Annotated in this window: 21 protein-coding genes; 10 read left to right on the top strand and 11 right to left on the bottom strand. The window is 64.8% G+C overall.

All coding sequences use genetic code 11. The features are described 5' to 3' along the window. The first annotated feature begins 6 nt into the window (after nt 1-6). The 5 genes from IPM73_11070 (at nt 7) to IPM73_11050 (ending at nt 4,992) form a co-directional block, all read left to right on the top strand. On the top strand, nt 7-1,914 hold the full coding sequence (locus IPM73_11070) for an EAL domain-containing protein (protein MBK8918556.1): 1,908 nt from the start codon (nt 7-9) through the stop codon (nt 1,912-1,914). A 1-nt stretch (nt 1,915) separates the two neighbouring features. Then, on the top strand, nt 1,916-2,122 hold the full coding sequence (locus tag IPM73_11065) for a heavy-metal-associated domain-containing protein (GenBank protein ID MBK8918555.1): 207 nt from the start codon (nt 1,916-1,918) through the stop codon (nt 2,120-2,122). Next, nucleotides 2,119-3,174, top strand: coding sequence for a selenide, water dikinase SelD (selD, locus tag IPM73_11060; protein MBK8918554.1), 1,056 nt, complete (start codon nt 2,119-2,121; stop codon nt 3,172-3,174). The genes IPM73_11065 and selD overlap by 4 nt, the downstream gene beginning before the upstream one ends. A 168-nt stretch (nt 3,175-3,342) precedes the next feature. Continuing rightward, entirely contained in the window at nt 3,343-4,221 is an 879-nt protein-coding gene (locus tag IPM73_11055; GenBank protein MBK8918553.1) for a hypothetical protein, read from the top strand. 276 nt (nt 4,222-4,497) lie between these two features. After that, nucleotides 4,498-4,992, top strand: a complete 495-nt coding sequence (locus IPM73_11050) for an ankyrin repeat domain-containing protein (protein ID MBK8918552.1) — start codon at nt 4,498-4,500, stop codon at nt 4,990-4,992. A 257-nt stretch (nt 4,993-5,249) separates the two neighbouring features. On the opposite strand, the gene IPM73_11045 is transcribed toward IPM73_11050, so the two are convergent. From IPM73_11045 to IPM73_11015, 7 genes are all read right to left on the bottom strand, one after another. After that, the gene (locus IPM73_11045; GenBank protein ID MBK8918551.1) at nt 5,250-6,053 is read right to left on the bottom strand and encodes a PEP-CTERM sorting domain-containing protein; all 804 of its coding nucleotides are present in this window, start codon (nt 6,051-6,053) and stop codon (nt 5,250-5,252) included. A gap of 175 nt (nt 6,054-6,228) precedes the next feature. Further along, a complete protein-coding gene (gene prsT / locus IPM73_11040; GenBank protein ID MBK8918550.1) occupies nt 6,229-9,015 on the bottom strand; it encodes a PEP-CTERM system TPR-repeat protein PrsT in 2,787 nt (928 codons plus the stop codon). Nucleotides 9,016-9,118: 103 nt separating this feature from the next. Next, nucleotides 9,119-9,919: a hypothetical protein gene (locus tag IPM73_11035; protein ID MBK8918549.1), complete on the bottom strand. Its 801-nt coding sequence runs from the start codon at nt 9,917-9,919 to the stop codon at nt 9,119-9,121. Between the two features lie 16 nt (nt 9,920-9,935). Then, the gene (locus IPM73_11030) at nt 9,936-12,839 is read right to left on the bottom strand and encodes a CHASE domain-containing protein (protein ID MBK8918548.1); all 2,904 of its coding nucleotides are present in this window, start codon (nt 12,837-12,839) and stop codon (nt 9,936-9,938) included. 18 nt (nt 12,840-12,857) lie between these two features. Beyond that, complete coding sequence (locus IPM73_11025) at nt 12,858-13,247, bottom strand: response regulator (GenBank protein ID MBK8918547.1); 390 nt, start codon at nt 13,245-13,247, stop codon at nt 12,858-12,860. Nucleotides 13,248-13,273: 26 nt separating this feature from the next. Continuing rightward, nucleotides 13,274-14,428: a hypothetical protein gene (locus IPM73_11020; protein MBK8918546.1), complete on the bottom strand. Its 1,155-nt coding sequence runs from the start codon at nt 14,426-14,428 to the stop codon at nt 13,274-13,276. Further along, the gene (locus IPM73_11015; GenBank protein MBK8918545.1) at nt 14,425-15,015 is read right to left on the bottom strand and encodes an excisionase family DNA-binding protein; all 591 of its coding nucleotides are present in this window, start codon (nt 15,013-15,015) and stop codon (nt 14,425-14,427) included. The genes IPM73_11020 and IPM73_11015 overlap by 4 nt, the downstream gene beginning before the upstream one ends. 192 nt (nt 15,016-15,207) lie before the next feature. Between IPM73_11015 and IPM73_11010 the strand changes: the two genes are divergently transcribed. Then, nucleotides 15,208-15,648, top strand: coding sequence for a CBS domain-containing protein (locus IPM73_11010; GenBank protein MBK8918544.1), 441 nt, complete (start codon nt 15,208-15,210; stop codon nt 15,646-15,648). Here the strand turns inward: IPM73_11010 and IPM73_11005 are convergent. Together IPM73_11005 and IPM73_11000 are read right to left on the bottom strand one after the other, a co-directional pair. Then, a complete protein-coding gene (locus tag IPM73_11005) occupies nt 15,642-16,364 on the bottom strand; it encodes a pseudouridylate synthase (protein MBK8918543.1) in 723 nt (240 codons plus the stop codon). The genes IPM73_11010 and IPM73_11005 overlap by 7 nt on opposite strands. 9 nt (nt 16,365-16,373) lie before the next feature. Continuing rightward, nucleotides 16,374-17,363: a CoA ester lyase gene (locus tag IPM73_11000; protein MBK8918542.1), complete on the bottom strand. Its 990-nt coding sequence runs from the start codon at nt 17,361-17,363 to the stop codon at nt 16,374-16,376. Between the two features lie 216 nt (nt 17,364-17,579). Here IPM73_11000 and IPM73_10995 point away from each other — a divergent pair, with 216 nt between their 5' ends. Further along, nucleotides 17,580-20,612 carry a response regulator gene (locus tag IPM73_10995; GenBank protein ID MBK8918541.1) on the top strand — a complete coding sequence of 1,011 codons (3,033 nt, stop codon included), beginning with the start codon at nt 17,580-17,582 and terminating at the stop codon, nt 20,610-20,612. A gap of 33 nt (nt 20,613-20,645) precedes the next feature. Here the strand turns inward: IPM73_10995 and IPM73_10990 are convergent, their stop codons facing one another. Beyond that, nucleotides 20,646-22,652: a sigma-54-dependent Fis family transcriptional regulator gene (locus tag IPM73_10990; GenBank protein ID MBK8918540.1), complete on the bottom strand. Its 2,007-nt coding sequence runs from the start codon at nt 22,650-22,652 to the stop codon at nt 20,646-20,648. 202 nt (nt 22,653-22,854) lie between these two features. Between IPM73_10990 and pedF the strand changes: the two genes are divergently transcribed. From pedF to IPM73_10975, 3 genes are all read left to right on the top strand, one after another. Beyond that, nucleotides 22,855-23,334: a cytochrome c-550 PedF gene (pedF, locus tag IPM73_10985; GenBank protein MBK8918539.1), complete on the top strand. Its 480-nt coding sequence runs from the start codon at nt 22,855-22,857 to the stop codon at nt 23,332-23,334. Next, complete coding sequence (locus IPM73_10980) at nt 23,324-24,166, top strand: transporter substrate-binding domain-containing protein (protein ID MBK8918538.1); 843 nt, start codon at nt 23,324-23,326, stop codon at nt 24,164-24,166. The genes pedF and IPM73_10980 overlap by 11 nt, the downstream gene beginning before the upstream one ends. A 94-nt stretch (nt 24,167-24,260) precedes the next feature. Continuing rightward, nucleotides 24,261-24,797, top strand: a complete 537-nt coding sequence (locus IPM73_10975; GenBank protein ID MBK8918537.1) for a cytochrome b — start codon at nt 24,261-24,263, stop codon at nt 24,795-24,797. A 272-nt stretch (nt 24,798-25,069) separates the two neighbouring features. Here the strand turns inward: IPM73_10975 and IPM73_10970 are convergent, their stop codons facing one another. Next, nucleotides 25,070-25,387, bottom strand: a complete 318-nt coding sequence (locus tag IPM73_10970) for a c-type cytochrome (GenBank protein MBK8918536.1) — start codon at nt 25,385-25,387, stop codon at nt 25,070-25,072. Nucleotides 25,388-25,657 lie beyond the last annotated feature (270 nt).

The raw sequence follows: 25,657 nt of genomic DNA, 5'->3' as shown, positions 1-25,657 counted from the left end.
ACCTTCATGGACCCCGACGACCGGCGCCATTGCTGGGAACGCATCACCGCCTGCTGCGCCGCCCATCCGGGGCAGACGACGCCGCTCAGCGTCGAATACTGCGTGACCGACGCCAGCGGCCGTCGCCGCCGTTATTGCGATTCCCTCAAGGTGGTGGCGGGCAGCGACGGCCAGCCCCGGCGGGGCTACGGCATTGCCAGCGATGTGACTGCGCGTTGGGAGGCGGAGAAGGCCCTGCGGGAAAGTGAAGCGCTGTTCCGTGCCACCATGGGCGCCTCCCAGGTGGGAATTTTCGTCCTGCAAGAGGGCAAGTTCCGCTACGTGAATCCCTGGATCCTGTGTCAGTTCGGCTATGCCGAGGAGGAAATCGTCGACCGCCTGGGGCCTGTCGATCTGGTCATTCCCGAAGAGCGCGAGCGCATCGCCGATCAGGTGCGGCGGCGGGCGGCAGGAGAACCCGGCGATAGCTACGAGGTGACCGCACTGCGCAAGGACGGCGGCGTCTTTGCCGCCATGGTTCTGGGTTCTCCGAGTACCTATCGCAACCAGCCCGCCTCGGTCGGTACCCTGATCGACATCAGCGAGCGCAAGTGGGCCGAGGCCCAACTGCACGAACTGGCCTACTACGATTCCCTCACCGGCCTGCCCAACCGGCGGCTCCTGGAGGATCGCGTACGCCAGTGCCTGGTCGCCGCCGAGCGGGACCGGACGACGGTGGCGCTGTTCTTCGTCGATATCGACCATTTCAAGCGGGTCAACGATTCCCTGGGCCATAGCGCCGGGGATGAACTCCTTTGTTCCGTGGCCGAGCGCCTGGGATCCGTGGTGCGCAAGGTCGATTCTCTCGGGCGCCTGGGGGGCGACGAGTTTATCGTCCTCCTGCCCGGGATCGACGCGGGCGACGCGGCGGACGTGGCGCGGCGCATGATCGAGGTCTTTGCCAGCCCATTCCGGGTGGGGGAACACGAGCTGACCGTGACCCCTTCCTTCGGCATCAGCCTCTACCCCGACGACGGCAAGGATTTCGAGACCCTGCTGCGTAACTCGGATGCGGCCATGTACCGGGCCAAGGAGGCGGGCCGCAACGGCTTCCAGTTCTACTCCAGCGAAATGAACGTCGCCACCCTGGAGCACCTGATGCTGGAAAGCAACCTGCGCAATGCGCTGCCCAAAGGCGAACTCCTGCTCTTCTATCAGCCCCTGGTGTCCCTGGAGAGCGGCCGCATCGTCGGGGTGGAAGCCCTGATCCGCTGGCGCCATCCCCAGATCGGCATGATTTCACCGGCCCGCTTCATCCCCGTGGCCGAGGATACCGGCATCATCAGCGCCATCGGCGACTGGGTGCTGTTCGAAGCCTGCCGCCAGGCCATGGCCTGGCAGGTGGCAGGAATCCCGCCCCTGACCGTGGCGGTGAACGTTTCCCCGGTCCAGTTTCGCCAGAGCGCCTTTGTCGAAGTGGTTGCGGGGGCCCTCGCCCATACCGGCCTCGACCCTGCCTTTCTGGAACTCGAACTGACCGAGCGCACCGTGATGCACGACGCCGAAATCAACCTGGGCACGCTGGAATCCCTGCACCGCATGGGGGTGGAGCTGGCGGTGGACGACTTTGGCACCGGCTATTCGTCCCTTGCCTATCTCAAGCGCTTTCCGGTCAACAAGCTGAAGATCGATCAGTCCTTCGTGCGGCACGTGGCCGAGGACGCGGATGATCAAGCCATTGCCTCGGCCATCGTCGGCATCGGCAAGAGCCTGCGCCTCAAGACCCTGGCCGAAGGCGTCGAGACTGCGGAGCAACTGCAATGGTTGCGCTCCCAGCACTGCGATTTTGCCCAGGGCTACTTTTTCAGCATGCCGTTGCCGCCGGACGACATGGCCGAACTCCTGCGGCGACAACCGTTTCTCGAGGGAGAGTGAAGTGGAAGAATGGATCGTCAAGGTCGACGGCATGAGCTGCCAGGGCTGCGTGCGTAACGTGACCGGGGTGCTGGCGGCGCTCCCCGGGGTCCTCGGCGCCGAGGTGAGCCTGGAGGCCGGCGAAGCGCGGCTGCGGGTCGAACCCGGCCGGATTACCCGGGAAGCGCTGGTCGGCGCCATCGAAGACGCGGGCTTCGACGCGCGATGAGCGACTCTGCCCCGGTCGTTCCCCGCCTCACCCAGCTCGCCCATGGCGGGGGCTGCGGCTGCAAGATCGCCCCCGGCGTCCTGCAAGCCATCCTCGCCCAGAATGCGCGGGGCTTCGTGCCGCCCCAGCTCCTGGTCGGCATCGAGACCTCCGACGACGCGGCGGTCTATCAGATCAACGAGCGCCAGGCCATCGTCGCCACCACCGATTTCTTCATGCCCATCGTCGACGATCCCTTCGACTTCGGGCGCATCGCCGCCACCAACGCCATATCCGATGTCTATGCCATGGGCGGAACGCCGCTGTTCGCCCTGGCTCTGGTGGGCATGCCGGTGAATACCCTGCCGGTGGAGACCATCGGCCGCATCCTGGCCGGCGGCGAAGCGGTCTGCCGCGCGGCTGGAATTCCCGTGGCGGGCGGGCATACCATCGATTCCGTCGAGCCCATCTACGGCCTGGTCGCCATCGGCCTGGTGGACCCGGCCCACGTCAAGCGCAACAGCGGCGCCCAGCCCGGCGACCGGCTGATCCTCGGAAAGCCGCTCGGGGTAGGCATCTACAGCGCCGCCTACAAAAAGGGAAAACTCCCCCCGGCGGATTACGAGGCTCTCATCGCCAACACCACCCAACTCAACACCCCGGGCCCGCTGTTCGCCTGTCTGGACGGTGTCCACGCCGTGACCGACGTCACCGGCTTCGGCCTCCTCGGGCACTTGCTTGAAGTCTGCAAGGGATCGGGCGTCGCGGCGCAACTGCGCTACGCCGACCTGCCCCTGCTCCCCCACGCCGCCCAGCTTGCCCGGGAGGGTTACGTGACGGGAGCCTCCGGCCGCAACTGGGCCGCCTACGGGGGCAGCGTCCATCTGGCCGCGGCCCTGGGGGACAGCGAGCGCGCCCTCCTGTGCGACCCGCAGACCTCCGGCGGGCTCCTGGTCGCCTGTGCGCCCGAGGCCGCTACGGAAGTGCTGTCCATCTTCCTGCAGCAGGGCTTCAGCCACGTCTCGACCGTGGGCGAGGTCCTGCAAGGGGAAGCGCAAATTCGGGTCGCTTGAAACCCAAATCAGTCTCCCCGGCGGCTCCTTTGCCGCCAGCGCCGGCGCTGCGCGGGTCAGCAGCACGGTGCAGTTAGGCCCTAAGTCATAGATTCGTGATGGAATTCCTCGTGCCCGCCGGGCGAGGTCTCTAGACTCCGTTCATCAAAAATTCTCTTTGGAACGGTCATGAAATCGCTACTGGGCATCTTGCTCGCCGGCCTCGCCGGTTCCGCCGCCGCACTCCCCATCACTGTCGATGGCAATCTGGCCGACTGGGGGGTGAGCGGCGCATCCTGGATACCCGCGGCGGGGGTTCATTCCACCGTCGAGGACCAGACCGGTGGCGGCGGAACCCGGCTCTTTCCGGGTTACGGGGGCCAGGCCTACGACGCCGAGGCGCTCTACGCCACCATTTCCGGGAACCGCCTCTACATTGCCCTGGTGACCGGCCACAACCCGCGAACCTTGAACAAGCCCTCGTCCAACTCCTTCGGCGCCGGCGACTTCGCCCTCGACTTCGGCCGGGACGGCAGCTACGAGGTGGGGGTCAATATCAAGCACGCCCTGAGCTACAGCAGCGCTACCCAGACTTATACCCACGAGAGCTTTGGCGCCCAGTCCAACGCTGCCGTGGCCGGGAACGTCTTCTCGGCCCGCAACGGCGTGTATGGCAGCCCCACCTGGAACCTGGGTCTGTGGAACGCCGCCGGAAACTACGACCCGGCCCACGCCGATCCCCTGCATCCCACCAGCCTGGCTGCCGGCACCCTGCTCGGCATGGCGGATGTGGCCTACACCCTTGTCGGCCAGAGCGGCTGGGGCAACACCCCCGGCGACAAGCACTACTTCTACGAAATCGGCCTGGACCTCGCCCTGCTCGACGCCGCGGGCTGGGACGGTCAGAGCGCCTTCAACATCCACTGGACGGAACTCTGCGCCAACGACAGCATCCTGGTCGATCCACCCCCCGCGCCGGTTTCCGAACCCGGGGGCCTCGCCCTGGTGAGCGGAGCCCTGGTGGGCCTGGTCGCGCTGCGCCGACGCAAGGGCGCTCCGGGCCAGTAGGTCAGCTTGTGGCGGGAGCCCCAGCCGCAGCAGGGGCGGCGCGCTGACCTTCCGGTGCGAGGGCAGCAAGCACTTGCGGCGGAAGCCGCCGTATGAAGGGCGGCCGACGCCGGCCAGCCGATTCGGCCTACGCGATCGGCCAAGGCACTCGGGCCGCTGAACCAGCCCACTGAATCGGCCGGGACCCCGCTTCGGCGCTGCGTCGAAATTGCAATCGGTCAATTTGCGCCCGGGCGCTTGCGGCTAGACTGCGCTTTTGTCCGCCCGGAGCCTGCCATGCCTTCCCCCCTGAACGTCCTGTTGCGCGTCGCCGCCCTAGCCGTGGTTCTGGGCTCGGGAACCGTCCGGGCTGAAACCCTGGGAGCCCACGACCACCCCATCCACGACGCCGCCCGCATCGGCACGGGGGCTCAGGTCCAGGTTCTGCTCAAGGCCGAACCCGCGGCGCGGGATTACCGCACCGGCCTGGGCTCGACGCCGCTCCATCTGGCGGCCACCAACCCGGATTTGAGCGCCCTCAAGGCCCTGGTGGCCGCCGGAGCGGACCCCAATGCCCGCGACAAGGAAGGTGCCACGCCGCTGCACATGGCGGCCTACACCCAGAACGCCAGGCACACCCAGCTCCTGCTCGAAGCCGGCGCAGACCCGCTGCTCAAGACCAACGTCGGGCGGGACGCCGGCTCCATGGCGCGCAAGGCCATGGCCAACGAAGCCGCCGGCGTGATTTCCCTGTGGATCCTGAAGGGCTGCAAGGCCGGAAAGCCCTGCTGAGGCGCCTGGGCGTCGCAATCGGGACGCCTCGGGCGACTGCGCCTGCGTGCCCGGCGGGCTTGCTCTCTCTCCCACCGCGCACGCAGGGGTGCGAGCCCCTGCGGTTCTCCTTTAGAGGCCGAGCCCATTCCGGCCGGACCGCACCCCAAGCGGACGAACTCGCAGCAGCCTGCGTCCGGCTTGCCAGGGGCCGGCAGGGAATTTGCAAGCGAAAAAAAACGGCCCGCGGTGCGGGCCGTTTGCATGAGCCCTCCGGCTCAGACTGCGGCGGGGTTCTGGCGCCGACGCAGGGCGACGGCACCCAGCATGGAAATGCCGAGGAGTGCCATCGTGGAGGGTTCAGGAGCGTTGCCGCCGCCACCGCCGCCGGGCTGGTTGCCCGCGACGCCGGACAGCTTGAAGTAGTCGGTGCCCTGGTAACCTGATCCGAGAGCGGTACAGCCACTACAGGTACCGCCGAAAACGCTGTTGTAGGCGGCGACGAGCCAGTAGCTGGAACTCACCGTGGTGGAGATGGCCTGAGTGCCGGCACCGTCGACGCCGGCGCTGCCCACGTTGCCGTAGTTGCCGATCAATACCCAACCGTTGGTGACGTTGAGGGGATTGAGCAGTTGGGCGAAGGTGTTGCCGGCCAGCGTCGGCGCTGCGTTGGTTCCGACGTAGGCGAAGACCGAAACGTCGGCACCATTGGCATAAGTCGGAGACATCGTGCTGGTGTTGGTCTTGTTGCGGGAGTATCCGACTGAAAACTCGGTGAGGGAGTAGCTGCCACCCAGATTCAGCAGGATGCCCTCGGTCGATCCTCGATTATCCACCCCGTGGTGTGGCGAAGACCCTTCGCCGCCCGCTCCGAGACCGCCGCCCCAGGACGTCATGGTGGTAGTGGCCAGGGATCCGGTGGCGGAACCGCCGGAATTGTTGGTGGCCGCGTAGGCGGAAGCGCTGCCGTTATTGGCGCCGCTGCTTCCGAAGGACCAACTGGTGGCCGCCTGGGCGGACGAGGCCAGGGCGACGAGGGAGGCCCCGAGGAGCGAGGCGGAGAGCATCTTGTTGAGTTTCATGGCGCGCCTTTTCTTGAATTAGCTGCGGTAGAGATTGAGTTGCCAAGTTCTAAGCAATGAACGGGCCAGTTTTAACAAAGCGTTTTTAATCATTAGGTTGTGTGTATTTGCGCGGCGCGCGCAGGAGCCATGTGTAAGTTTCACCGACAGATGCGGCTGCGACGCCCCGGGGGGCTTACTTGCCGATCTCCTTTTGCAGGCGGCGGGCATCGTCGATGCCTTCGAAGTTGCCCCCCCCTTTCAGGGCGTAAGCGATTTCGTCCCGCGCTTCCGTGCTGCGGCCCGATCGATGCAGGGCGTGGGCCAGGTGGTAGCGGATTTCCAGGTTGTCCGGTGCGCGCAGGCGGGCGTCGCGCAGCAGGGCCAGGCCCCGGTCCAGTTGCCCCTGGCGGACGAGAATCCAGCCCAGGGTATCGAGGATGTTTGCGTCCTGGGGGCGCAGGGCGAGGGCTTTTTCGGCGTGGCTGGCGGCGGTCTTGTCGTTCTGCTTGTAGGCGGTCTGGGCCAGGTTGTTGAGCACGTCGGCGTCGTCCGGCCGCATTTTGAGCAGTTGCTCGTAGCTGCTGCGGGCAGCCGCCAGGTTTCCGGCCTGCAACTGGGCATCGGCGATGGTGCGCAGGACGCCGTAGTGGCCGGGATTGTCCTTGTGCCACTGCTGCAGGAAAGCCGTGCCCTTGGCCAGATCGCCGGCGGCCAGATGGGCCTGGAAGATGCGCAGGGCGATGTCGGGCGTGCTGCCCTTCCTGAGCGCGGCCTGATAACTGGCGATGGCCGCCGCGGGCTGGCCGCGGCGCAACTGGATGTCCCCCTGCAGGCGGATGGCAGCGGCGGCGCCGCCCTGCCGTTCGCCGATCTGGCGGAGCAACTGCTCGGCTTTGGGGAAATCCTTCTGGTCGATGGAAACTTCGGCCAGCAGGATTTGCGCGGCGAGCAGGTCCGGTTGGCTGCCCAGGGCCTTCTCCAGGCTATAGACCGCGCCGGAGGGATTGCCGGCGGCGACCTGGAGGCGGGCCACCTGGAGTTGGGCTTCGGCGTCGTAATTGGCGTAGCGGGTCATGTCGGCCAGGGTCTGGCGGGCGGCCCGGGGCTCGCCGGCGGCCAGTTGGGCCCGGGCCAGGGCATCCAGGAGGCGGAGGTTTTCCGGGCTCTTGGACACCATTTCGCGGGCGACCGTGACCGCCTCCGCCGGGTTGCCGCTGCGCAGATGGAGGTCGGTGAGGCGCAGCCCGGCGGGGATCTGGCCCGCAGGTTCGGCGCGGGCCTTTTCCAGCCAGCGGATGGCGTCCGGCAGGCGGCGCTGCTTTTCTTCCAGGGCGGCGAGTTCGATCATCGCTTCGACGTTCTTCTGTTCACTGCCGATCATCCTGACCAGTCTTTGCCGGGCAGCGTCGACCTTGCCCTCCGCCAGATCGAGGCGGGCCAGATTGATGAGGGCGGGTTGATAAGTGGGATCCTTGGCCACCAACTGTTCGTAGGCCTTGCGGCCGCCGGCGATGTCTCCCGCCGCCAGCCGGGCGACGCCGAGCAGGTTGGCGGCGGTGAGATTGGCGGGGTCGTTCTTGACCAGCTTCTCGGCAATTTCGATGGCCTTCCTGGGCTGCCCGCTGCGCAGGTGGTGGGTGGCCAGAGCGAGGCCTGCCCGGGCCTGCTTGGGATCCTTGGCCAGGGTGAGCTGCAATTGCTCCAGGCCCTTTTCGGTGCGGCCGCTGCCCAGGAGGCTGAAGGCGAAATCGGTGCGCATCCCGGCGTCGCCACCGGAAAGCTGGACGGCCCGGTCGAGCAGTTCGGCCGCCCGCCGGTGGTTGCCTTCCTGCATGTAGGCGCTGGCCAGCAGGGCCAGGGCCCGCGGGTCGTTGGGATTGCCGCGCAGGAGGGGTTCGACCAGGGTCATCACCCGGGTGGCTTCGCCCCGATCGAGATGGAGGCTGGCGAGGAGCTTGGTCGCCCCCGGGTCACCGGGGTACTGGCGCAGATAGACGGTGAGATTGTCCATGGCCTTTTCCCGGTTGCCGAGGCCGTGGTGCGCGAGACCGGCCAGGAAGAGCAATTGGCGGTTGGCGGTCAGGATGTTGGGGGGCAGGGAATCGAGCACCCGGGTCAGCTCGGCGAGCGCCTTGCGGGCCGCTTCCGCGTCGCCGCGCTGGGAGGCGATGAGGGCGCGCAGATAGTAAGTGCGGGGTTCGCGCTGGGTGATGCGGTCGAGTTCGGCGACTTCCTGGTCGGCTTCGCCCAGACGGCCCAGGTCGAGGAACAGGCCGGTACGGGCCAGGCGCGGATCGATGTACTTGGGGTTGGCGGTGACGGCTTTGCCGTAGGCGGCCAAAGCGCCGGGAATGTCGCCCTTGAGATGCAGGATGGAGGCGCGCACGTTCCAGGCGCCGGCATCCTGGGGGGCGAGCTTGAGAGCTTCGTCGCTCAGTTCGCCGGCCCGAACCAGATCGCCGGTGCGGATGGCCAGGGAAGCCTGGGAAAGGCGGGCATTGATGGACCCGGGATCGATGGCGCGGGCCTCTTCCAGCGAGCGGGTCGCGGCGCTGACCATGCGCCGTTCGCTCTGGGCGTTGGCGCGCAGGATGAGCACTTCGGCCTGGAGGGCGGGGGCAAGGCCCCCCGGGGTGATGCGTTCGAGCAGGGTCTCGTGCTTGCCCTGCAGGAGGTAGACCTGGCCGAGGGGGAGGGCGACTTCGCCGCGGCTGACTCCCAGACGCAGGGCTTCCTCGAAAGCGGCTTCGGCGCCGGGCAGGTCACCGTTGTCGAGCATGGCGCGACCCATGAGGACGTGGGCGGCGAGCATCTGGCGGTCGATCTGCAGGACGTTCTTGAGCTGGATGATGGCGCCCGCCAGATCCTCGGCTTCGTAGCGCTTCAGGGCGTCTTCGTAATACTTGGAGGCCTTGGGGTCCGCGGCCTGGGCGCAGGCTGCAAGGGCGGCGAAAATGAGCGGGATGAGTGTTGGGCGCATGGGCGTTCTGCCGATAGGGAAAGCGCCGCGGCGGGCGAGGATGGCGGATTATAGAAGCCCGCCTCCCGGGCTCCTCGTGAATTCCTTAACGTCCACCGGAGATTCAAGAGGGTAGATCGAAATCGGCACCATTTGCGGGAGCGGCGCCGGGGTCAGCAAAGCGCCTGCTGATACGTTCGCCAAGTGCCAGAAGTTCCTCTGCGGCCAGGGAGCAAAGCCGGGACAGGCCCGGGTCGAAATGGCCTGCATCCGCCGTGAGTTGCTCTGCCAGCCTCTCGCGCCCGATCGCCGGAAAAGGGGGGCGGAGCGCACTCTCGGGGGTGTCGGCCATGGCCGCAATCTGGGCTGCGAGGGGAATGTGCCGTCCGCAGAGGCCAAGGGGATAGCCTTGGCCATCCCAGCGTTCGTGGTGGGCCAGTGCAATGGTCTGGCCCAGGGCGAACAACGGGTGGTCGCATCCGGCAAGAACCTCCGCGCCGAGCAGGGTATGGCAGCGCCCTTGCGTCCGTGGTGGGGCCAGACGAGCGGCGGGGTGCGGTGCGGCCTGTGCGGCGAATCCGACGTTCTGCAATGCGGCTGCGCGACATAGCAGCGCGACCGTATCTTGCTTCAGTCCGATCGCTGTTCCCAGGCATGCGGCAAACTGGCCCACGCGTACCAGGCGCTCCCCCCGACCGCCCATGCGCATGTCCGCCGCCAGAGCAAGATGCAGTGCAGCTTCGTGGTAAGGCTGCTCCAGCCGGCATTCGGTCTGCCGCTGGAGCCGGGCCAAGGCGCCCAGATCGGCCAGGGCTCTGTGTAATTGCGCGTAGGCGGCGCGAACTTCCCCGCTGGGCTGCTGCCCTGAACCCAGGCCAAGGTTGCGGGGGGCCGGGGGAATGCCGAGGAAGATGGCGAGGACCATGGTGTCCGAACCCGGTTCAGGCGGCGAGGCGCAGAATTTCACCCTCGGCAACCGGGAACCAAAGGGTGACGGTCGTTCCCTCGCCTGCCACGCTCTGTAGCTCGACCGTCCCCCCATGGAATTCCATGATCTCCTTTACCAGGGACATGCCCAGGCCGGTTCCCGGAATGTTCCCGGAGGGGTCGGCGCGGTAGAAGCGCTCGAAGACCCGGGCGAGTTGCTCGGGCGTCATGCCGATCCCCCGGTCACGGACGCGAATCGCAAATCGCGTACTGTCTTCTCGTCCCTGGCAGAGTGTGTCCAGAACGATTTCCCCGCCACCCGGGGAATACTTGACGGCATTGGACAGGACGTTGGTCAGGCAGAGGGTGATTTTCTCCACGTCGATATTCAGTTCCGGCAGTTCCTCCGGGACGTCGAGCTGGATCTGCACATTGCCTGTCGTGCCGCGAAGGGCGGAGGCAGTTTCGACAATCAGGGTATGCGGCGACTGGGGCGAGAACTTGAAATCCTTTCCGGCGCGCGCTTCGATTCGCGCCAGATCCAGGAGTTCGTTGATGAGGTTGATGAGTATGGAGGCCTGGCGATTGATGGTTCCGATCATTTCCCGTTGTTTATCCGCCCCATAGGACCGTCGCAGCAGAAGTTCGGAGAATCCGTAAATGCTGGCCATGGGGGTCCGCAATTCATGAGCGGCGGTCGAAAGGAACTCGCTTTTGAGGCGGTCAACCTCGCTCTCCCGTGTGATGTCCCGGAAGTAGGCGACTTTTTCGAGACTTCCCCCGGGGTCCATGCGGATTGAGCGCTCCAGGATGCGCTCCCCGGGGCGACGCAGGCGCAGAATCTGACGGGAGACCGAGGACTCTCCCGCAGGCTCACCGGTACCGAGGGGGGGATAGGGGGTCGCCGGATCGCAAAGCGATGCCATCAGCGTGTCGAAATCGTCTTCCCGGGTGCCCAGAAGTGCAGGGGTTTCGAGGCCGGTCATGCGCAGGAACGCAGGATTGACGTCGGTGATGCTGCCACTGGCGTCGAAAGCCACGAATCCGTCCGGCGATACGGCAAAGATGGCATCTAACCGGGCAGTGCGGACCTGAAGCTCTTCCTCGGCGCGGATGCGGGTGGTGATGTCGTTCTGGACGCCGACGAAGTGGGTGCAACGGCCCGCATCGTCAAAAACGGGGGAGATGGTGAGTTCATTCCAGAAGGGCGAGCCGTCCCGGCGAAAGTTCCGCAACAGCACGGTTGTCGGACGGCTCTCGCGAATCGCGCTTGAAAGCTCCTTGATCGCGGACTGGGAGGTTGCCTCCCCCTGCAGGAAGCGACAGTTTCTGCCGATCACCTCGCCGTAGGTGTACCCGGTGATCTGCTCGAATCCTTGGTTGACGTAAATGACCGGATTGTCGGGGAGGTTCATGTCGACGATGACGATACCGTTCGTAGACGACTCGATCGCCCTTTCCCGCAGCAGGAGCATGGCTTCGGCCATCTTGGCGTCGGTGATGTCTCTCACCATGAGGGTATAGCAGCGTTGGCCGTCAGACGTGGTGATGCCCAGGGAGACATCGACAGGGAAGGATTCTCCCCCTGCCCGCCGGGCGAGGGCCTCGAAGCGGGTACTGCCGGTGACTGCGTTCCCCTGGGTCAGGACAATGTGTTCCAGGTGGTCCGCGTCGTGGCCGTCGATCAGATCCTTCAACAGAGCACCTCGCATGGTCTCGCTCGAGTGCCCGAAGATATGCAGTGCGGCAGGGTTGGCTGATTCGACGGTTCCAGACGCGTCTATGGTCAGGATGCCGTCTGCGGCGGACGACAGCACGCTGCGCAGGCGCGATTCGCTGTCTCGTAACTGGCTCGTCATGGATCTGGCCATGTCATATGCCCGGTTGCGGTTGGTGGTGAGGTTGAAGACCAGATAGGCCAGGAGGCTGCTCAGGATGGCGCCGATGGCGGCCACCATGGATGTCTGTCCGTGGGCGAACGCAGCGTCGAATGCCGGCAGGGTCGCAATGCGCAGGGTCCAGATCTGTCCCGCCAGGGGGAGCTGGTGCACGGTTCTCAGGCTGCCGCCGTTCCCGTCGATGCGCTGACTCTGGTAGAGCAGCCGTGCAGGGTCTGCGGTCTCCCCATCGTAGATCTCGATGGCAACGTCGCGGATCGACGATTCCAGTACGTTGCTGAGGAAGTCCCGGGCGCGAACCGGGGTATAGACGAATCCCTGGAGCGCGTCGCGGCGCTCGGATACGGTTGCCCGCGGCAGCCCCCGGCGGTAAACCGGCATGTAGACCAGGAAACCCGGTTGCACGTCCCGCTTGGCTTCCTGAACCAGGGTGACCATGCCGCTCAGGGCGACTTCTCCGCTGTCGCGGGCCCGCTCCATCGCCTGGCGGCGGGTCGGTTCGGTGAACATGTCGTAGCCAAAGGCCTTCAGATTGCGGCCCCAGAACGGTTCGAGATAAATGATGGAGAAGTACTCCTCACGCACGGGTGAGTCAGGGCGGATGGCGTACTCCGGGTAGCCTTCGCTGCGGATGGCACGAACGTGGGCGTTCATCTCGCCAGCCGGAATTCTTTGCGTATAGCCCACGCCAAGAAGGCCCGGGTAGGTTTCGTCCAGCTTGATTCCGCCGACATAGGCACGCCATTGTTCACGGGATACCGTACCGTTGAGATTGAAAAGCGCGGCACCGCCCCGAAGCAGTTGTTCCTGATTCATCATGCGTCGTTCCACCGCCTGGATCGCCTGGGCAACGGCGCCGTCGAAGCGGGCCTGGGCCGCTGCATGGCCGCTTTCTTGGCTGTAGAGGCCAGCGACGCCCGTGATTGCCAATCCGCCGACGAGAACTCCAGCGGCGATCAGCCAGGGCGGAACCAGCTTCAGGGCCCGGAGTGCGGGACTGAGATAGAGGGTCGGGTTCATGGGTGCGGGCCTCGGGAGTCAGGCCGCCGCCTCAGTGGGCGCCGCAATGAAATCCTCGACCAGGTCCATCAGCTCCAGGGGACTGAAGGGCTTGATCAGATAAGCGTCTGCGCCCGCCTTGAGCCCGGCCTCGATGTCGGTCTGCTGGCCGCGAGCGGTGAGCATGACGATGCGGGTTCCGCGATGGCCGGGGGCCTGCTTGAGCTTAGCGCAGACCTGCAGACCGTCCATGCTTCCGGGCATCATGACGTCCAGCAGCATCACGTGGGGTTGGAGTGCGATGGCCTTGTGGTAGCCGTCGTCACCATTTTCCGCTTCGTGAAGTTCGTAATCGCCGAACTCCAGGGTCATGGTGATCAATTTGCGGATGTCGGGTTGGTCTTCGACGATCAGGATACGGTGGCGCATGTGGTTCTCCTTGAAGTGTGGTTGGGTCATCCTGACCGTTCGCGCCTATGGCGCATGCGTTGCATGATGGTTGCCATGTCCTTTGCATACCTCTGGGCTTGCCGGATATCCAGGACCTCGTCGCCGTGAGTGGGGGCGCCGGTCGGGATTTCGAGCACGAATTCGACGTTTTCGTCCTCGAGATTGGGTGCCTGGATTTTTCCGCCATGCAGGGCGACGATCCTCTCGCACATCGGGAGCCCCAGGCCGGGGCCACTGGAGAGCGTCGGATCGGGTTCGCGGCCGACCAGAGCGCGGGGAGGCATGCGCTTCTGTTTCAAGTAAAGCGCCACCATGTGGAAAGGAACGAACACCGGATGACTCCCCAGGTGCCGTGGCAGGAACTTGCCGTGGTTGCGGAAGTGAACCAGCACATGGGTGCCCGTGCAGCGCAGGGATATTTCGAGGGCGCTGGTCTCGGGACTGTAGCGCGTGGCGTTGTCGATCAGCTCTGCCAGGGCACGGGTGAGCCAGGACCGACTGCCGTATACGGGGGGCAGTTCCTTGTCCAGGCCGTCGACATGCACGCTGAGGCGTCGCGCTGCGACCCTCGCCGAGCAGGCCTCCAGCGCGTCGCGGACCATTTCCGCAATTGGCAAGCGCTCCTGGTCGACCAGGGCCTTGGTCTTCATCAGCACAGCAAGGAATTTCAGGCGCTGCAGGCAGAGGCTGATTGCACGCCCCTCGGCCAGTACCGACTCGCCAGGGTTGTCTTCGGTCTCGACCGGGATCTGGTGCCGCAAGGATTCGAGGCCGCGGGAGAAGCGTTCGATGGGGGCCGCCAGATCGATGTCGAGGAAGTCGAAGAAATTCCGCAGCGTCGTCTCGTAGAAGGATTTTTCCTGCACATTGTGGATCGTGATGGCATAGGTTCCGGGCAGCGGCAAGGGGCTGATCGTGGCAATCTGCCCGTCCTGGGCACCGGCCGCGGGAGCGATAGCGATGCTTACCGGCGGTTTCAGGTAGCCGGCGACGAGGTCGATCAATCCTTTCAGGACCCGGGCGTCGGGAAAGTTCTGCCCGGGAACTGCTTTGAGTAAGGCGCTTCCGGCGACATTGGCGTATTGAACCCTGCCCTGGGGATTGACGATCACCACCCCGTCGTTAAGCGCGTCGAAAAAAGCCGCCATGGTCGGGTTCATCGCCGGACTCCCATGTTGATGAGCCATGTATCCCGGAATGCTGCAATCAGTTCCATCAGGGCTGGCTCGGAGACCGGCTTGCAAAAGATCGGAATGCCGGCCGGGAGCCCGCCACGGCGCTTCACCTCGCTGCTGCACAGGCCGTTCAGGGCAAGGACTTGTCCCGGACGCGCGTTCGGATGGTGATTCAGTGCGGAGAGAAGCTGGAAGCCGTCGATGTCGGCAAGCGCAAGGTCAACGACCAGCACGTCAGGGCGGCGCTCGCCCAGCCTGAGGAGTACCTCATATCCCCCGTGCGCCACGCGTATTGCGGCCTCGGCGATGCCTGTCGCCAGGGCGGCGCCAAGGATCCGGCCCTCATCAGGTGTCTCGGCAGCGATGAGGATCTCGAAGGCTTTACTGGGCAGGCCGGGGTTTCCTGGCGCGGCAAGCAGTGCGGCGACAGAATCCAGAAAAATTCTGCGGTGTCCCCCCGGGGTCTTCCAGGCCCGTAGGCGTCCATCCTCTACCAAGGACTGGACCGTTCCCACGCTGATGCCGAGGGTTCTGGCGGCTTGGCGTGTCGTACAGGTCAGCAGATTGGGCATGGCGATACGCGGCTAAAAATGTCTGGTACGACAAATATAGCAAAAACAATAAAAATAGCAATGGTGCTATTCGTGGGCGTCGCCGGCTGGGGAAAACCCGTAAGAACCCCGCTGGAAGCGATCAGGAGCAACCTTGCCAAGCGCACGAAAGTCGATCACCATGAGGTCGAGGTATCCACAGAGGAGACAACCATGCCAAGAAGACTGATTGCAGACATTATTTCCGGCCGCACCTTGATTACCGGCCACAAGAACGACACGGTCCGTGACGCATGCAGGGTCATGGCGCAGAACAGAATTGGAGCTTTGCTGGTTGTCGAGGGTGACCGGCTGGCGGGCATCTTCACCGAGCGTGATGCCTTGAACAAGGTGCTTGCCGCGGGCCTTGATCCGGATGAAACGAAGGTCGCTCAAGTGATGGTTGCGGATCTTCAGACCATCCGGCCTTCAAAGCCCCTCGCCTATGCGTTGCACATGATGGCCGAAGGCGGGTTTCGTCATGTTCCCGTTCTGGACGACCAAGGCCGCCCCGTGGGGATGGTATCTGCCCGGGATGCTTTGGGGGCAGATCTGGTGGAACTGGAGCGGGAACTCAAACGCCAGGAGCAGCTCGAGTCGTCGATCGGTTACTGATCGCCGCCCCAGCCCAGAAGCGCCAGTGTGGCGGCGAAGCTGTCGCCCACTGGCGCTTCGGTTTTTATGGGGCGCCCGTCGTCCGGGTGTTGCCAGGTGATGGCAGTACAGGCGAGCAGCAGCCGGCCCGCGCCGAAGCGTTCTGCGAACAGGCGGTTATGGCGCCCCTTGCCGTAGGTGGAATCGCCGATGATGGGGTGGGCGATGTGCTTGAGGTGGCGGCGCAACTGGTGCCGGCGGCCCGTTTCCGGCTCCAGTTCGACGTAGGCGTAGCGGCTGCTCGGGTAGCGATCGACGCGGATATCGAGTTCGAAGACCCCCAGGCGCTTCAGGTGGGTGAGGGCGTTTCTGGCCGGTGAGGCTTGCGCGTCGGGGGAGCGGAGGTAAGGATCGTCAATGGGCTCCAAGGGGTGGTCGATGATCAGGGATTCCGCGGGGTGGCCCCGGACGATGGCCCGGTAGGTCTTGCTTACCCGGCCTGCCTGGAACTGGGTGCCGAGACAGCGCGCGGCTTCCTCGTCCAGCGCGAAGACCAGGACACCGGAGGTGCCCCGGTCGAGGCGATGGGCCGGCCAGACCCGGCGCCCGATCTGATCGCGCAGCAACTGGATGGCGAAGCGGGTTTCCCGGCGGTCCACCTGGGAGCGGTGGACCAGGAGGCCCGGGGGTTTGTCGATGATGGCGACCCGGTCGTCCCGGTAGAGCAGCCGCAGCATGGGGACCGATCAGGACGTGGGGAAGAAGCGTTGCCGCGCGGCTTCGGGCAGCGCCATGCCGGTGACCCGGGCCCGGGCCAGGAGGTCGAACCAGTAGCGATAGGACGCCCGGTCGTGCAGTTTGCCGGCATGCTGGATCGGGCCCCAGGCGTTGTCCTGGGCCGCCGTCAGAATGGCCATGGCAGTCTCCACCTCGGAAAAATCGGGGCGCAAGGCTTCGACGATGGGGAGGATCTGGTTGGGGTGGATGCTCCACATGCGCAGGTAGGCGAACTGTTCCCGCGCGCGCCGGGCGTCGTTGCGGATGACTTCGATATCCTTCAGTTCCGTGGTTACGTTGTGGGTGGGGACGATGCCGTTGGCCAGGGCGGCGGCGGAAATTTCGGCCTTGGCCCGGGCGACCAGGGGATGCTCGAACTGCCCCGGGCTGGTCATGGCCCAGGCGGGGATGGCGCCGTGGTGGCCGGAAACGAAGTCCATCAGGCCGAAATCCAGGCTCTCGACGCCGGGCAGGGCGGCGATGTCCCAGACCTGGCGCAGGGCGCCGTGGGTTTCGATCAGCACATGGACAGGGATGGGCCGCTCGATGCCTAAAGCCGCTTCGATCTGTCGCAGGGAGGCGATCTGGGTCCGCACGTCGTCGAGTCGGCAGGCCTTGGGCAGGGTGATGAAGGGAAGCCGGTCACCGCAGCGGGGGAGGGTGATTTCCAGATCCCGTCGCCAGTGGGGATGGGTGATGTCGTGGATGCGTAGCCCGACGCGGTCGTAGCGATTGCCGGGGGAGGCGATCAGTCCGGCCACCATCTCGGCGTGGGCGGCTTCGGCCCCGGCGGGGGCGCCGTCTTCGCAATCGCAGGTGATGTCGAAAATGGGCCCCAACTGGGCCTGGAGGTCGAGCGCTTTCAGGATGAGCCGCTCGGAGCCGGCGTAGTGGTCGACGGCTGGCAGAATCGGGAAGGGGGTTTCCCCGCTGAACAGGACTTGGGCGGGCGATTTCATGGGGGGGCGGGAAAAAGACATCATATTACCGCGGGACTCCGGGCTTGACTTGAATGCCAAAAATGCAATAATTAACAAATTTGGTTTGTTGGTGGCGAGCGGCAGGATTTCCGGCGCTTGTCGCATCGGCCTCAAGCCGGATACCCTGTTCCGCAATCCCCCATTTCAGGCACGTGGCCTGGGGTGTCGGGGCTCCCACCACCTTAATGGAGCGCAATGCAGCGGTCCGATTTCCGCTTCGCAGTCCTGTTCTTGGTCATCGCAGTTCTGGTCTGCGGGGCGGGCGCTGCCGTGTATGGCTTGCAGGCGAGCCAGTTGCACCGGCGCGAGGTCGGGCGGCTGGAGTCGGTTGCGGTGCTCAAGGCGAGGCAGATCGAGGAATGGCTGCGGGAGCGGCGTGGGGACGCCAAGGTTCTTGCCCAGGGCATTCTGGATGCGGAGGAGCTCTCCCGACTCTTTGCAGGTCCCGAGGGGAGGCGGGCGGCGGATATCCTGGTTCGCCTCAATCTGGTACGGCACTACTACGGCTACGCCGGCATCGAGGTCTTCGACCCCCAGGGGCGGCGCCGCTTGTACATTGGCGAACCCTGGCACGACCGGCTGGACCTCCACTCCGGCGTACAAGGGGATCTGCGGGAGAGCGGTGAGCCGGTGCTCATCGATTTTTCGCCGTCGGCCACCGCGCCGCAACATCGCAGCGAGTTGTCCTTTGCCGTGGGGGTGCATTCCACGACCCCCGGTGGCACGACCCTCGCTGCCGTGGTGCTGCTCAATATCGACCCGAGCGCCACCCTGTTCCCAGCCCTGCGCACCTGGCCCGCGCCCACGCGCAGTGCCCGGACCCATCTCGTGGAACGCCAGGGCGATCACGCGCTGGTCCTGCTCGGGCACGATGACCAAGATATCTCTGCGGCACCGCGCCGCATCGAGCGGACGCAGACCCAACTTCCGGTGGTCCAGGCCCTGTTTCAGGGCAAGCGCATCATCGACGGGATCGACTCCCGGGGAATCCCCGTCCTCGCCGTCGCGGAAGCGATCGACGGAACCCCCTGGGTCATGATCGCCAAGGTCGATCGGGACGAGGTTCTCGGCGATCTGCGCGACCTTGCCCTGCAGACGACCTTTGCGGCGCTCGGGGTGCTCCTCGCTGCTGCGGCGATCCTCTTGCTGCTCCTGCGGCAGCAGCGCCTGCTCGCGGCGGTACGCCTGGCGCAGCGGGAGCGGGCCTTCCAGGGGATCCTCGATCAGTCGGCCGATGGTGTCTTCATCATCGGAAGCGACTACCGCTGCGTGTACGCCAACCGCCAGGCAGGCGCACTGGTCGGCCGCACACCAGGCGACCTGCTGGGGATGCTGCTGTGGCAACTGGTGCCCCCCGAGCGCCTGGACGAGGTAAGGGCCGGAGTGGAAAAAATTCGGGCTGAGCGGCACCTGCGCAGCGATCTCGTCTTGCTGCGCAAGAATGGCTCCCGCGTACCGGTGGAATTGAATGCCATCGTCCTGCCCGATGGAAATCTTCTCGGCTCCTGCCGGGATATGACCGAGCAGAAACGGGTTGCACTCGAACTGGAGGCTCACCGTCACCATCTGGAGGACATGGTTGCAGAGCGCACTCGGGATCTGGAGGAAGCCCGCCTGCATGCGGTGACCGCCACCCGGACCAAGAGTCAGTTTCTGGCCAATATGAGCCATGAAATCCGCACGCCGATCAACGCCATCATCGGGCTGACCCATCGCCTGCGCAAAACCCATCCCACCCCGGAGCAGGGCGAGCGTCTGGCCAAGGTTGCCGCATCCGCCGACCATCTCCTGGCGATCATCAACGACATCCTGGATTTTTCCAAGATCGAGGCGGGAAAGTTGCAGGTGGAAAGGACGCGCTTCGAACCGCGAGCCCTGGTCGACCGGGTCTGCACCATGATCGTGGAGCGGGCACAGGCCAAGGGCCTGGAACTGGTGGTCGATTGCGAAGACCTGCCCCATGCGGTGGAGGGGGATCCGACCCGCATCGCCCAGGCCTTGCTCAACTACCTGAGCAATGCGGTCAAGTTTACCGAGGCGGGGAGCGTGATCCTGCGCGCTTCCGTGCTGGAACAGGACGACAGGAGCGTGCTGGCCCGCTTCGAGGTGCAGGATACCGGGATCGGCATTTCAGCCGAGCATATGCAACGGCTGTTCGAACCGTTCGAGCAGGCTGATTCCTCCACGACGCGCCGCTTTGGCGGGACCGGGCTGGGTCTGGTCGTGACCCGCAGCCTTGCCCGCCTGATGGGCGGAGACGCCGGGGCAAGTAGCACTCTGGGGGTTGGTAGCACCTTCTGGCTGACGCTGCGGCTGGGCGTCGTGTCCCATGAGATCCTTGCACCAGGGGCGAAGCACTTTGCCGGGAAACGGGTTCTGGTGGCCGATGACCTTCCCATCACCCGCAGCGTCCTGGAACGCCTGATCACTGGCATGGAGATGGAGTGTGAGGCCGTCGGGACGGGGCTTGCGGCGGTCGCCGCCTATCACGCCGCTCGGAGCGCCGGTCGCGATTTCGACTACGCTCTGCTCGATTTCCACATGCCGGATATCGACGGTATCGAAACCTTCCAGCTCATTCGTGAAGCCGCCGGAGCCGCGTCGCCCGCCGGATTCCTGGTGACGGCGTCCGGCGACGAAAGCCTCGGACTGCGGGCCGGCAAGGCCGGCATGGCGGGCGTCCTCCTCAAGCCCCTGAGTACGCGGACCCTCGCCCAGGCGCTGGATGCGGGCCCTCCTTCAGCCGCCGTGCTTACGGAACGGGCGGCGAACCCGGCCGGTGCCGAAGAGCGTTTGCGTGCCCGGGGTCCGGGTACCCGAATCCTCCTGGCCGAGGACGATCCGATCAATCAGGAGGTCGCTGTCGAACTCTTGGCCGATGTGGGGCTGACCGTCGATATTGTCTGCGACGGTGAGGAAGCGGTCGTTCTTGCCGCCGGAAATCCTTACGATCTGGTGCTGATGGACATGCAAATGCCCCACGTCGACGGCCTGGAGGCAACCCGAAGAATCAGGGATTTGCCAGGCTGGGCGCACACGCCGGTCGTGGCCATGACCGCGAACGCTTTTCCTGAAGACAAGGCTGCCTGCATGGCTGCGGGGATGAGCGATTTCGTGAGCAAACCGGTCGACCCGGACGCCCTGTACATCGTCCTGGCCAAATGGCTCGCGCCCGCCCCGGCCCCGGAGACGACACCGGGAGCCGCCCAGGGGAAAGCCCCTCGGTGAGGCCCCTTGGGCAGTCGGGCGGCGCCTGCTCGTTCAGAAGCGCCCGAGTTTGCGGTACAGGGTGTTACGACTGATACCCAACTGGCGCGCCGCAGCGGAAATGTTGCCTCCGGCGGCGTCAAGTGCCCGCAGGGCGGCCTGGCGGCCGATTTCTTCGAGGCTGCGCGCGCTTCCAACTGCGGGTTGTTCGCTGGCTGCGGACCCGGCGACGCTGTCCGGCACCCGGCAGGGGCCGGGCTTGCCGGCCATGCTGGACTCGAACATTTCCTCGGGGAGGTGGGCGTCTGTAATCGTGTCTTCGTCGTCGTCCAGCAAGGCGATGGCAACGCGAATCACATTGTTCAACTGCCGAATGTTGCCGGGCCAGGAGTAAAGCTCCATGGTGCGCAGAGCCGTCTCCGAGAAGCGCAGGTTCTCCCGCCGGCCCGCCTCGTGACGGACCAGGGTCATGGCCAGCTCCCTCAGGTCGTGGCGCTCCCGCAGGGCGGGCAGAGTGACACAGAGGCCGTTAAGACGGTAGTAGAGATCTTCCCGGAACCCGCCCCGCGCGACTTCCTCCCGCAGCTTGCGGTGGGTGGCGCAAACCAGGGAAATGTCGACCTGGACGGCGCGGCAACTCCCCAGCGGCGTGATACTGCGTTCCTGCAGCACGCGCAGCAAGCGGGCCTGCAGGTTGAGCGGCATGTCGCCGATTTCGTCCAGGAACAGCGTCCCTCCGTGGGCCTGCTGAATCTTGCCGGGAGCTCCTTCCTTGCGGGCTCCGGTGAAGGCGCCACCTTGGTAGCCGAACAGCTCGGATTCGATCAGCGTTTCGGGAATGGCGGCGCAGTTGAGTGCCACGAAGGGACCACTGCGCCGGGGACCGGAATTGTGGAAGGCCTTGGCGAACATTTCCTTTCCGGCGCCCGACTCCCCCTGAATCAGGATGGGAATGTCCTTGCCCAGGATGCGACGTGCCCGCTCGATTGCGGACTGGAACTGGGCATCGCCGGCATTCAGCGTGTCGAGGGTGGGACCGCCGGTTGAACCCGATCCATCGGGTCGGCGGGCGGGTTTGGCACTGAGCGCAGGTTCTTCGAAGATACGTCCGGAACCTGAGATCACGGGGAACTGTCCGCGCACCTGGACGCAGAATCGGTGCCCCCCGACCGAAATTTCCCCCATCGCCTGGGTATCGGACCGGAGTCGATCGATCAATGTGGAGAAATTGGTTTCGAACACCATGGAGAAATCGCGCCGCACCACGTCGACGCGCCGGATACCCAACTGTTCGAGGCCCGCCTGGTTGATGGCGAGGACTTGCCCATCGTGGGAAACCGCCGCCAAGCCTTCCTTGGGACTGCCCAGGTATTCGGGGCGGCGATGAAAACTGAGCAATACGTCGCGCGAATGGAGGTGCTCGAAAAGGCGCCGCTCGACCAACTGGGATGCCAGGCGCACCAGACCGAGCGTGTGCCGCTGATGATTGCGATAGTCCCCGGAAATGTCGATGACGCCGAGCATTCTTCCGTCGGGGCTGAAGATGGGGCTCGCGCAGCAAGTCAGAAATGCGTTGTGTTCGAGAAAGTGTTCAGCCCCGAAGATCGCAGCCGGCAACTCCTCGGCCAAGGCGGTGCCGATCGCGTTCGTGCCCCGGCAAGTCTCGTCCCAGGACGCGCCCGGGGAGAGCGTGACGCGGTGGGCGCGGTCGACAAAGTCCGGATCACCCTGAGTGTGGAGCAGAAGGCCATTCGCATCGGCGAGGATGACCATACTGCTGGACTCCCGGATTTGTTCGAAGACATGCTCCATGATCGGCTTGCCGATGGCCACGAGATCGCGCTGGCGTTCCAACTCGGTCTTCAGCGCCATCCGGTCCAGGGAGTCCGACGTGGGAGCGAATCCCGTTTCGACCAGACCGAAGCGGCGGCAACGCTCCCAGGACCGGAGAATCAGGGGGTCCACCAGCCCTTCTGGGAGATCGCCCCTGACAAAAAAAAGTTCACGCGCCAATTTCAGGCGAGCGCCGTGCCCGTCGCCCGCATGCTGTAGTTGTCCCATCTGCTGCTGCTCCACGCTGTTGTTATAGTGTTATTCGAGATTGTGTTTAATAACGTAACACCTGCCCATTTTATTAGCAATAGTCCCCCCGGTCGCAGCAAGGATTTTCTCCCGCCAGGGTATGCCCGGATTCCATTTCGCCCGTTAACCCGTGTAAACTCGGAGTCCCCTTCCTGGCCCCGGTGGTGGAATGGAAATTGCTATGGTCCAGGGATTTTTTGCCGTTGTCCGCATACTCATAAAAGGAGCTAATGTGAAAATTTCCTTCCGCTTTCTGTCGTCTCTGGCGGTCGCCTGTTGGGTTTCCGCTGCTTCCGCCCCGGCGTTCGCCCACGGTGACGTGGTTCCCCAGGCCGTCGATACGACCGGGCTCAAACCCGTGGGAGCCGAATGGCTGAAGAGCAACCCGTACCGCAAGGACGCCACCGCCATCAAGGTCGGCACCTCCGCCTACAACCAGAACTGTGCCCGTTGCCATGGTATCGAGGCCATTTCGGGCGGTATCGCCCCCGATCTGCGCTACCTGCCCCAGGGTGACGATGGCGACGAAATTTTCATGCAGCGCATTCGCAAGGGCTCGGTTCGTGACGGTCGCGTGTACATGCCTCCGTTCGAGGGGACCTTCGCTCAGGAAGCCATGTGGGCCATCCGTGCGTATCTGGAAACCGTGCATGTCGAGTGATCGTCGTCTCTGGCTGAAGGCCATTGCTGCCTTGCCGCTGGCCGGTGCCTTGCCGGCGGCGGCAACCGATCTGGAGGGGATCCGCAAGCGGGGTCGCCTCCGGATTGCGGTTTACAACGACTTCCCGCCCTATTCAAAAGACGCCAAGGGCATCGATGCCGATATCGGCCGTGCGCTGGCGGAGAAACTCGGTCTTACGGCGGAAGTCGTCGGGTTCAATGCCGACGAGGACATGAACGACGATCTGCGCAATATGGTCTGGAAGGGGCACTACCTGGGGACCCAGCCTGCCGACGTCATGATGCATGTTCCGGTGGACGAGCACCTTGCCCGCCAGAACGACAAGGTCCGGATCTTTGCTCCCTATCACCGCGAAACCATCGCGGTGGCCCGTGATCCGGCCAAAGTTCAAAAGCTGGTTGGTTCCGCCGCGGTGGCCCTTGAGGTATTCACCCGCGAAAAGGTTGGCGTCGAGATCGCCACGCTTTCCGACCATTTTCTGTTGGCGGCCCTCAATGGGCGGCTGCGGGAAAACGTTGCGCATTTCAAGTCCCACACCGAGGCTGCAAAGGCTCTCGCCAATGGACAGATCGCGGCCATTATGGGGCCCCGGACCGAACTGGAGGCTGTCATGCAGGGGCAGTCGAAATTCGTCGTCGACGCCGTCGAAATGCCCGAACTGCGGGTGTCGGGCTGGTCCTTGGGGATGGCCGTCAAGGCCGAAGAGATGGAGCTTGCGGCAGCTCTGACCCGGGCAGTCTCAGAGCTCAAGGCGGATGGAACGCTTGCGGCGATTTTCAAGCGCCACAACGCTACCTATCAGCCGGGCTGACGCTCGCGTTTCGCGCTGGTCCGGGCTGTGCGCGGACCAGCGATCCCTCCCCGCGGCCCCGCCCAAGGTGGGCCGCTTCAACCGGTAAGAGCATATGGCGAGTCCTCGCTACGGTACCCCGGCGATCGCGCTGCACTGGTTGCAGGCCGCCGTGATTTTCTGGCTGTTCTGGCTCGGATGGACCATGCTGGATCTCCCCAAAGGCCCCGAGAGGAGTGCGGCCTTCAGCCTGCACAAGTCCCTGGGGATTTTGGCCTTTCTGTTGGTTCTGCTGCGGCTTTTCTGGCGCCGGCTCAACAGCCCGCCGGCCTTGCCCGGGTCACGCTTCGAAGTTCTGGCGGCGCGGTCGGTGCACCACGCGCTCTACCTCTTCCTGGTCCTGGCTCCCGTGGCCGGGTACCTGTCGTCTTCGTTCACGACCTTTCCCATGAAGTTCTTCGGCATCGATCTGCCCAAGGCCGGGTGGCCGGACAAGGATTTGAACGAACTCTTCAAGCGTGCCCATTGGGTCTTCGTCTGGGCTGGCGCCGGCCTGGCTGCGCTTCACATTGCTGCGGCCCTGGCGCATGGGGTCAAGCGCGACGGCGTTCTCGGTCGGATGCTTCCGGGGGCCGCCGGGCAGGAGAAATAGACTGTCCTGGTTTTAGCGCCACGGACTGTGGTGTGGGGAGTGTGGCGTGTGAACGGCGCGTCGCGCCGTTGTGAGGCTTCCCGGATTTCCCAGCGGGCACGGCGTGCTGGGAAAAGTAGGTCCGGTCCCTAATGCACGAAGACCGCGATTGCCTTGCCGGACGGTTGTCCAAGCGGTAGCCGCCTTAGGCCCGCGATTTTCCGCAGGGATTCGATAGAGCGCGTTCGAGGTCTGGGGCGGGCACCAAAGACCCGCCCCAGGGGTGTGGCACTTTACTGCAGCGAGAGAATCCACTTGATGGCTTCGGCGAGATCGGCATCGCTGATCTTGTCCGGGCCATTGGGGGTCATGGGAATCTGGCCCCAGACACCCGTACCGCCGGCACGAACCTTTTCCGCCAGCTTGGCGGCGGCGCCGGCATCACCCTTGTACTTGGCGGCGACATCCTTGTAGGCCGGCCCGACCATTTTCTTGTCGACGGCGTGGCAGGCGACGCAGCGTGCTTTCTTGACGATGGCTTCGGAGGCCTGGGCGGGGATGGCGACACAGGCGGCGGCGAGAACCAGGGGAACGAGGGCTTTCTGCAGCATGGTTGTTTTCCTTTCTAGGGTGGGTCAAACAACGCCGTGGGCCGCAGGTGCGGACCAACTGGCATCTGATAGTGATTGAGGAACTGCCGACGCACTTTCTCCACCGATGGGGCCATGACTTCTCAACTGCGGTGGAACCGGGATCGTCGGATAAGGGCCGGGGACAACGGGTCGCATCATGATGCCTTGAACGGTGGTGAGGATATAGCGTGTCGTTCGAGTCTTGGTTGACCGGGATTGTGTTGCGGTTACCCCTGCTGACAATCTCTT

The organism is Betaproteobacteria bacterium (genome assembly GCA_016720065.1).
In the GTDB taxonomy this organism is placed as follows: domain Bacteria; phylum Pseudomonadota; class Gammaproteobacteria; order Burkholderiales; family Rhodocyclaceae; genus SSSZ01.
The sequence above is the reverse complement of the archived record's forward strand: the minus strand, read 5'-3'. Positions and strand labels throughout refer to the sequence as shown.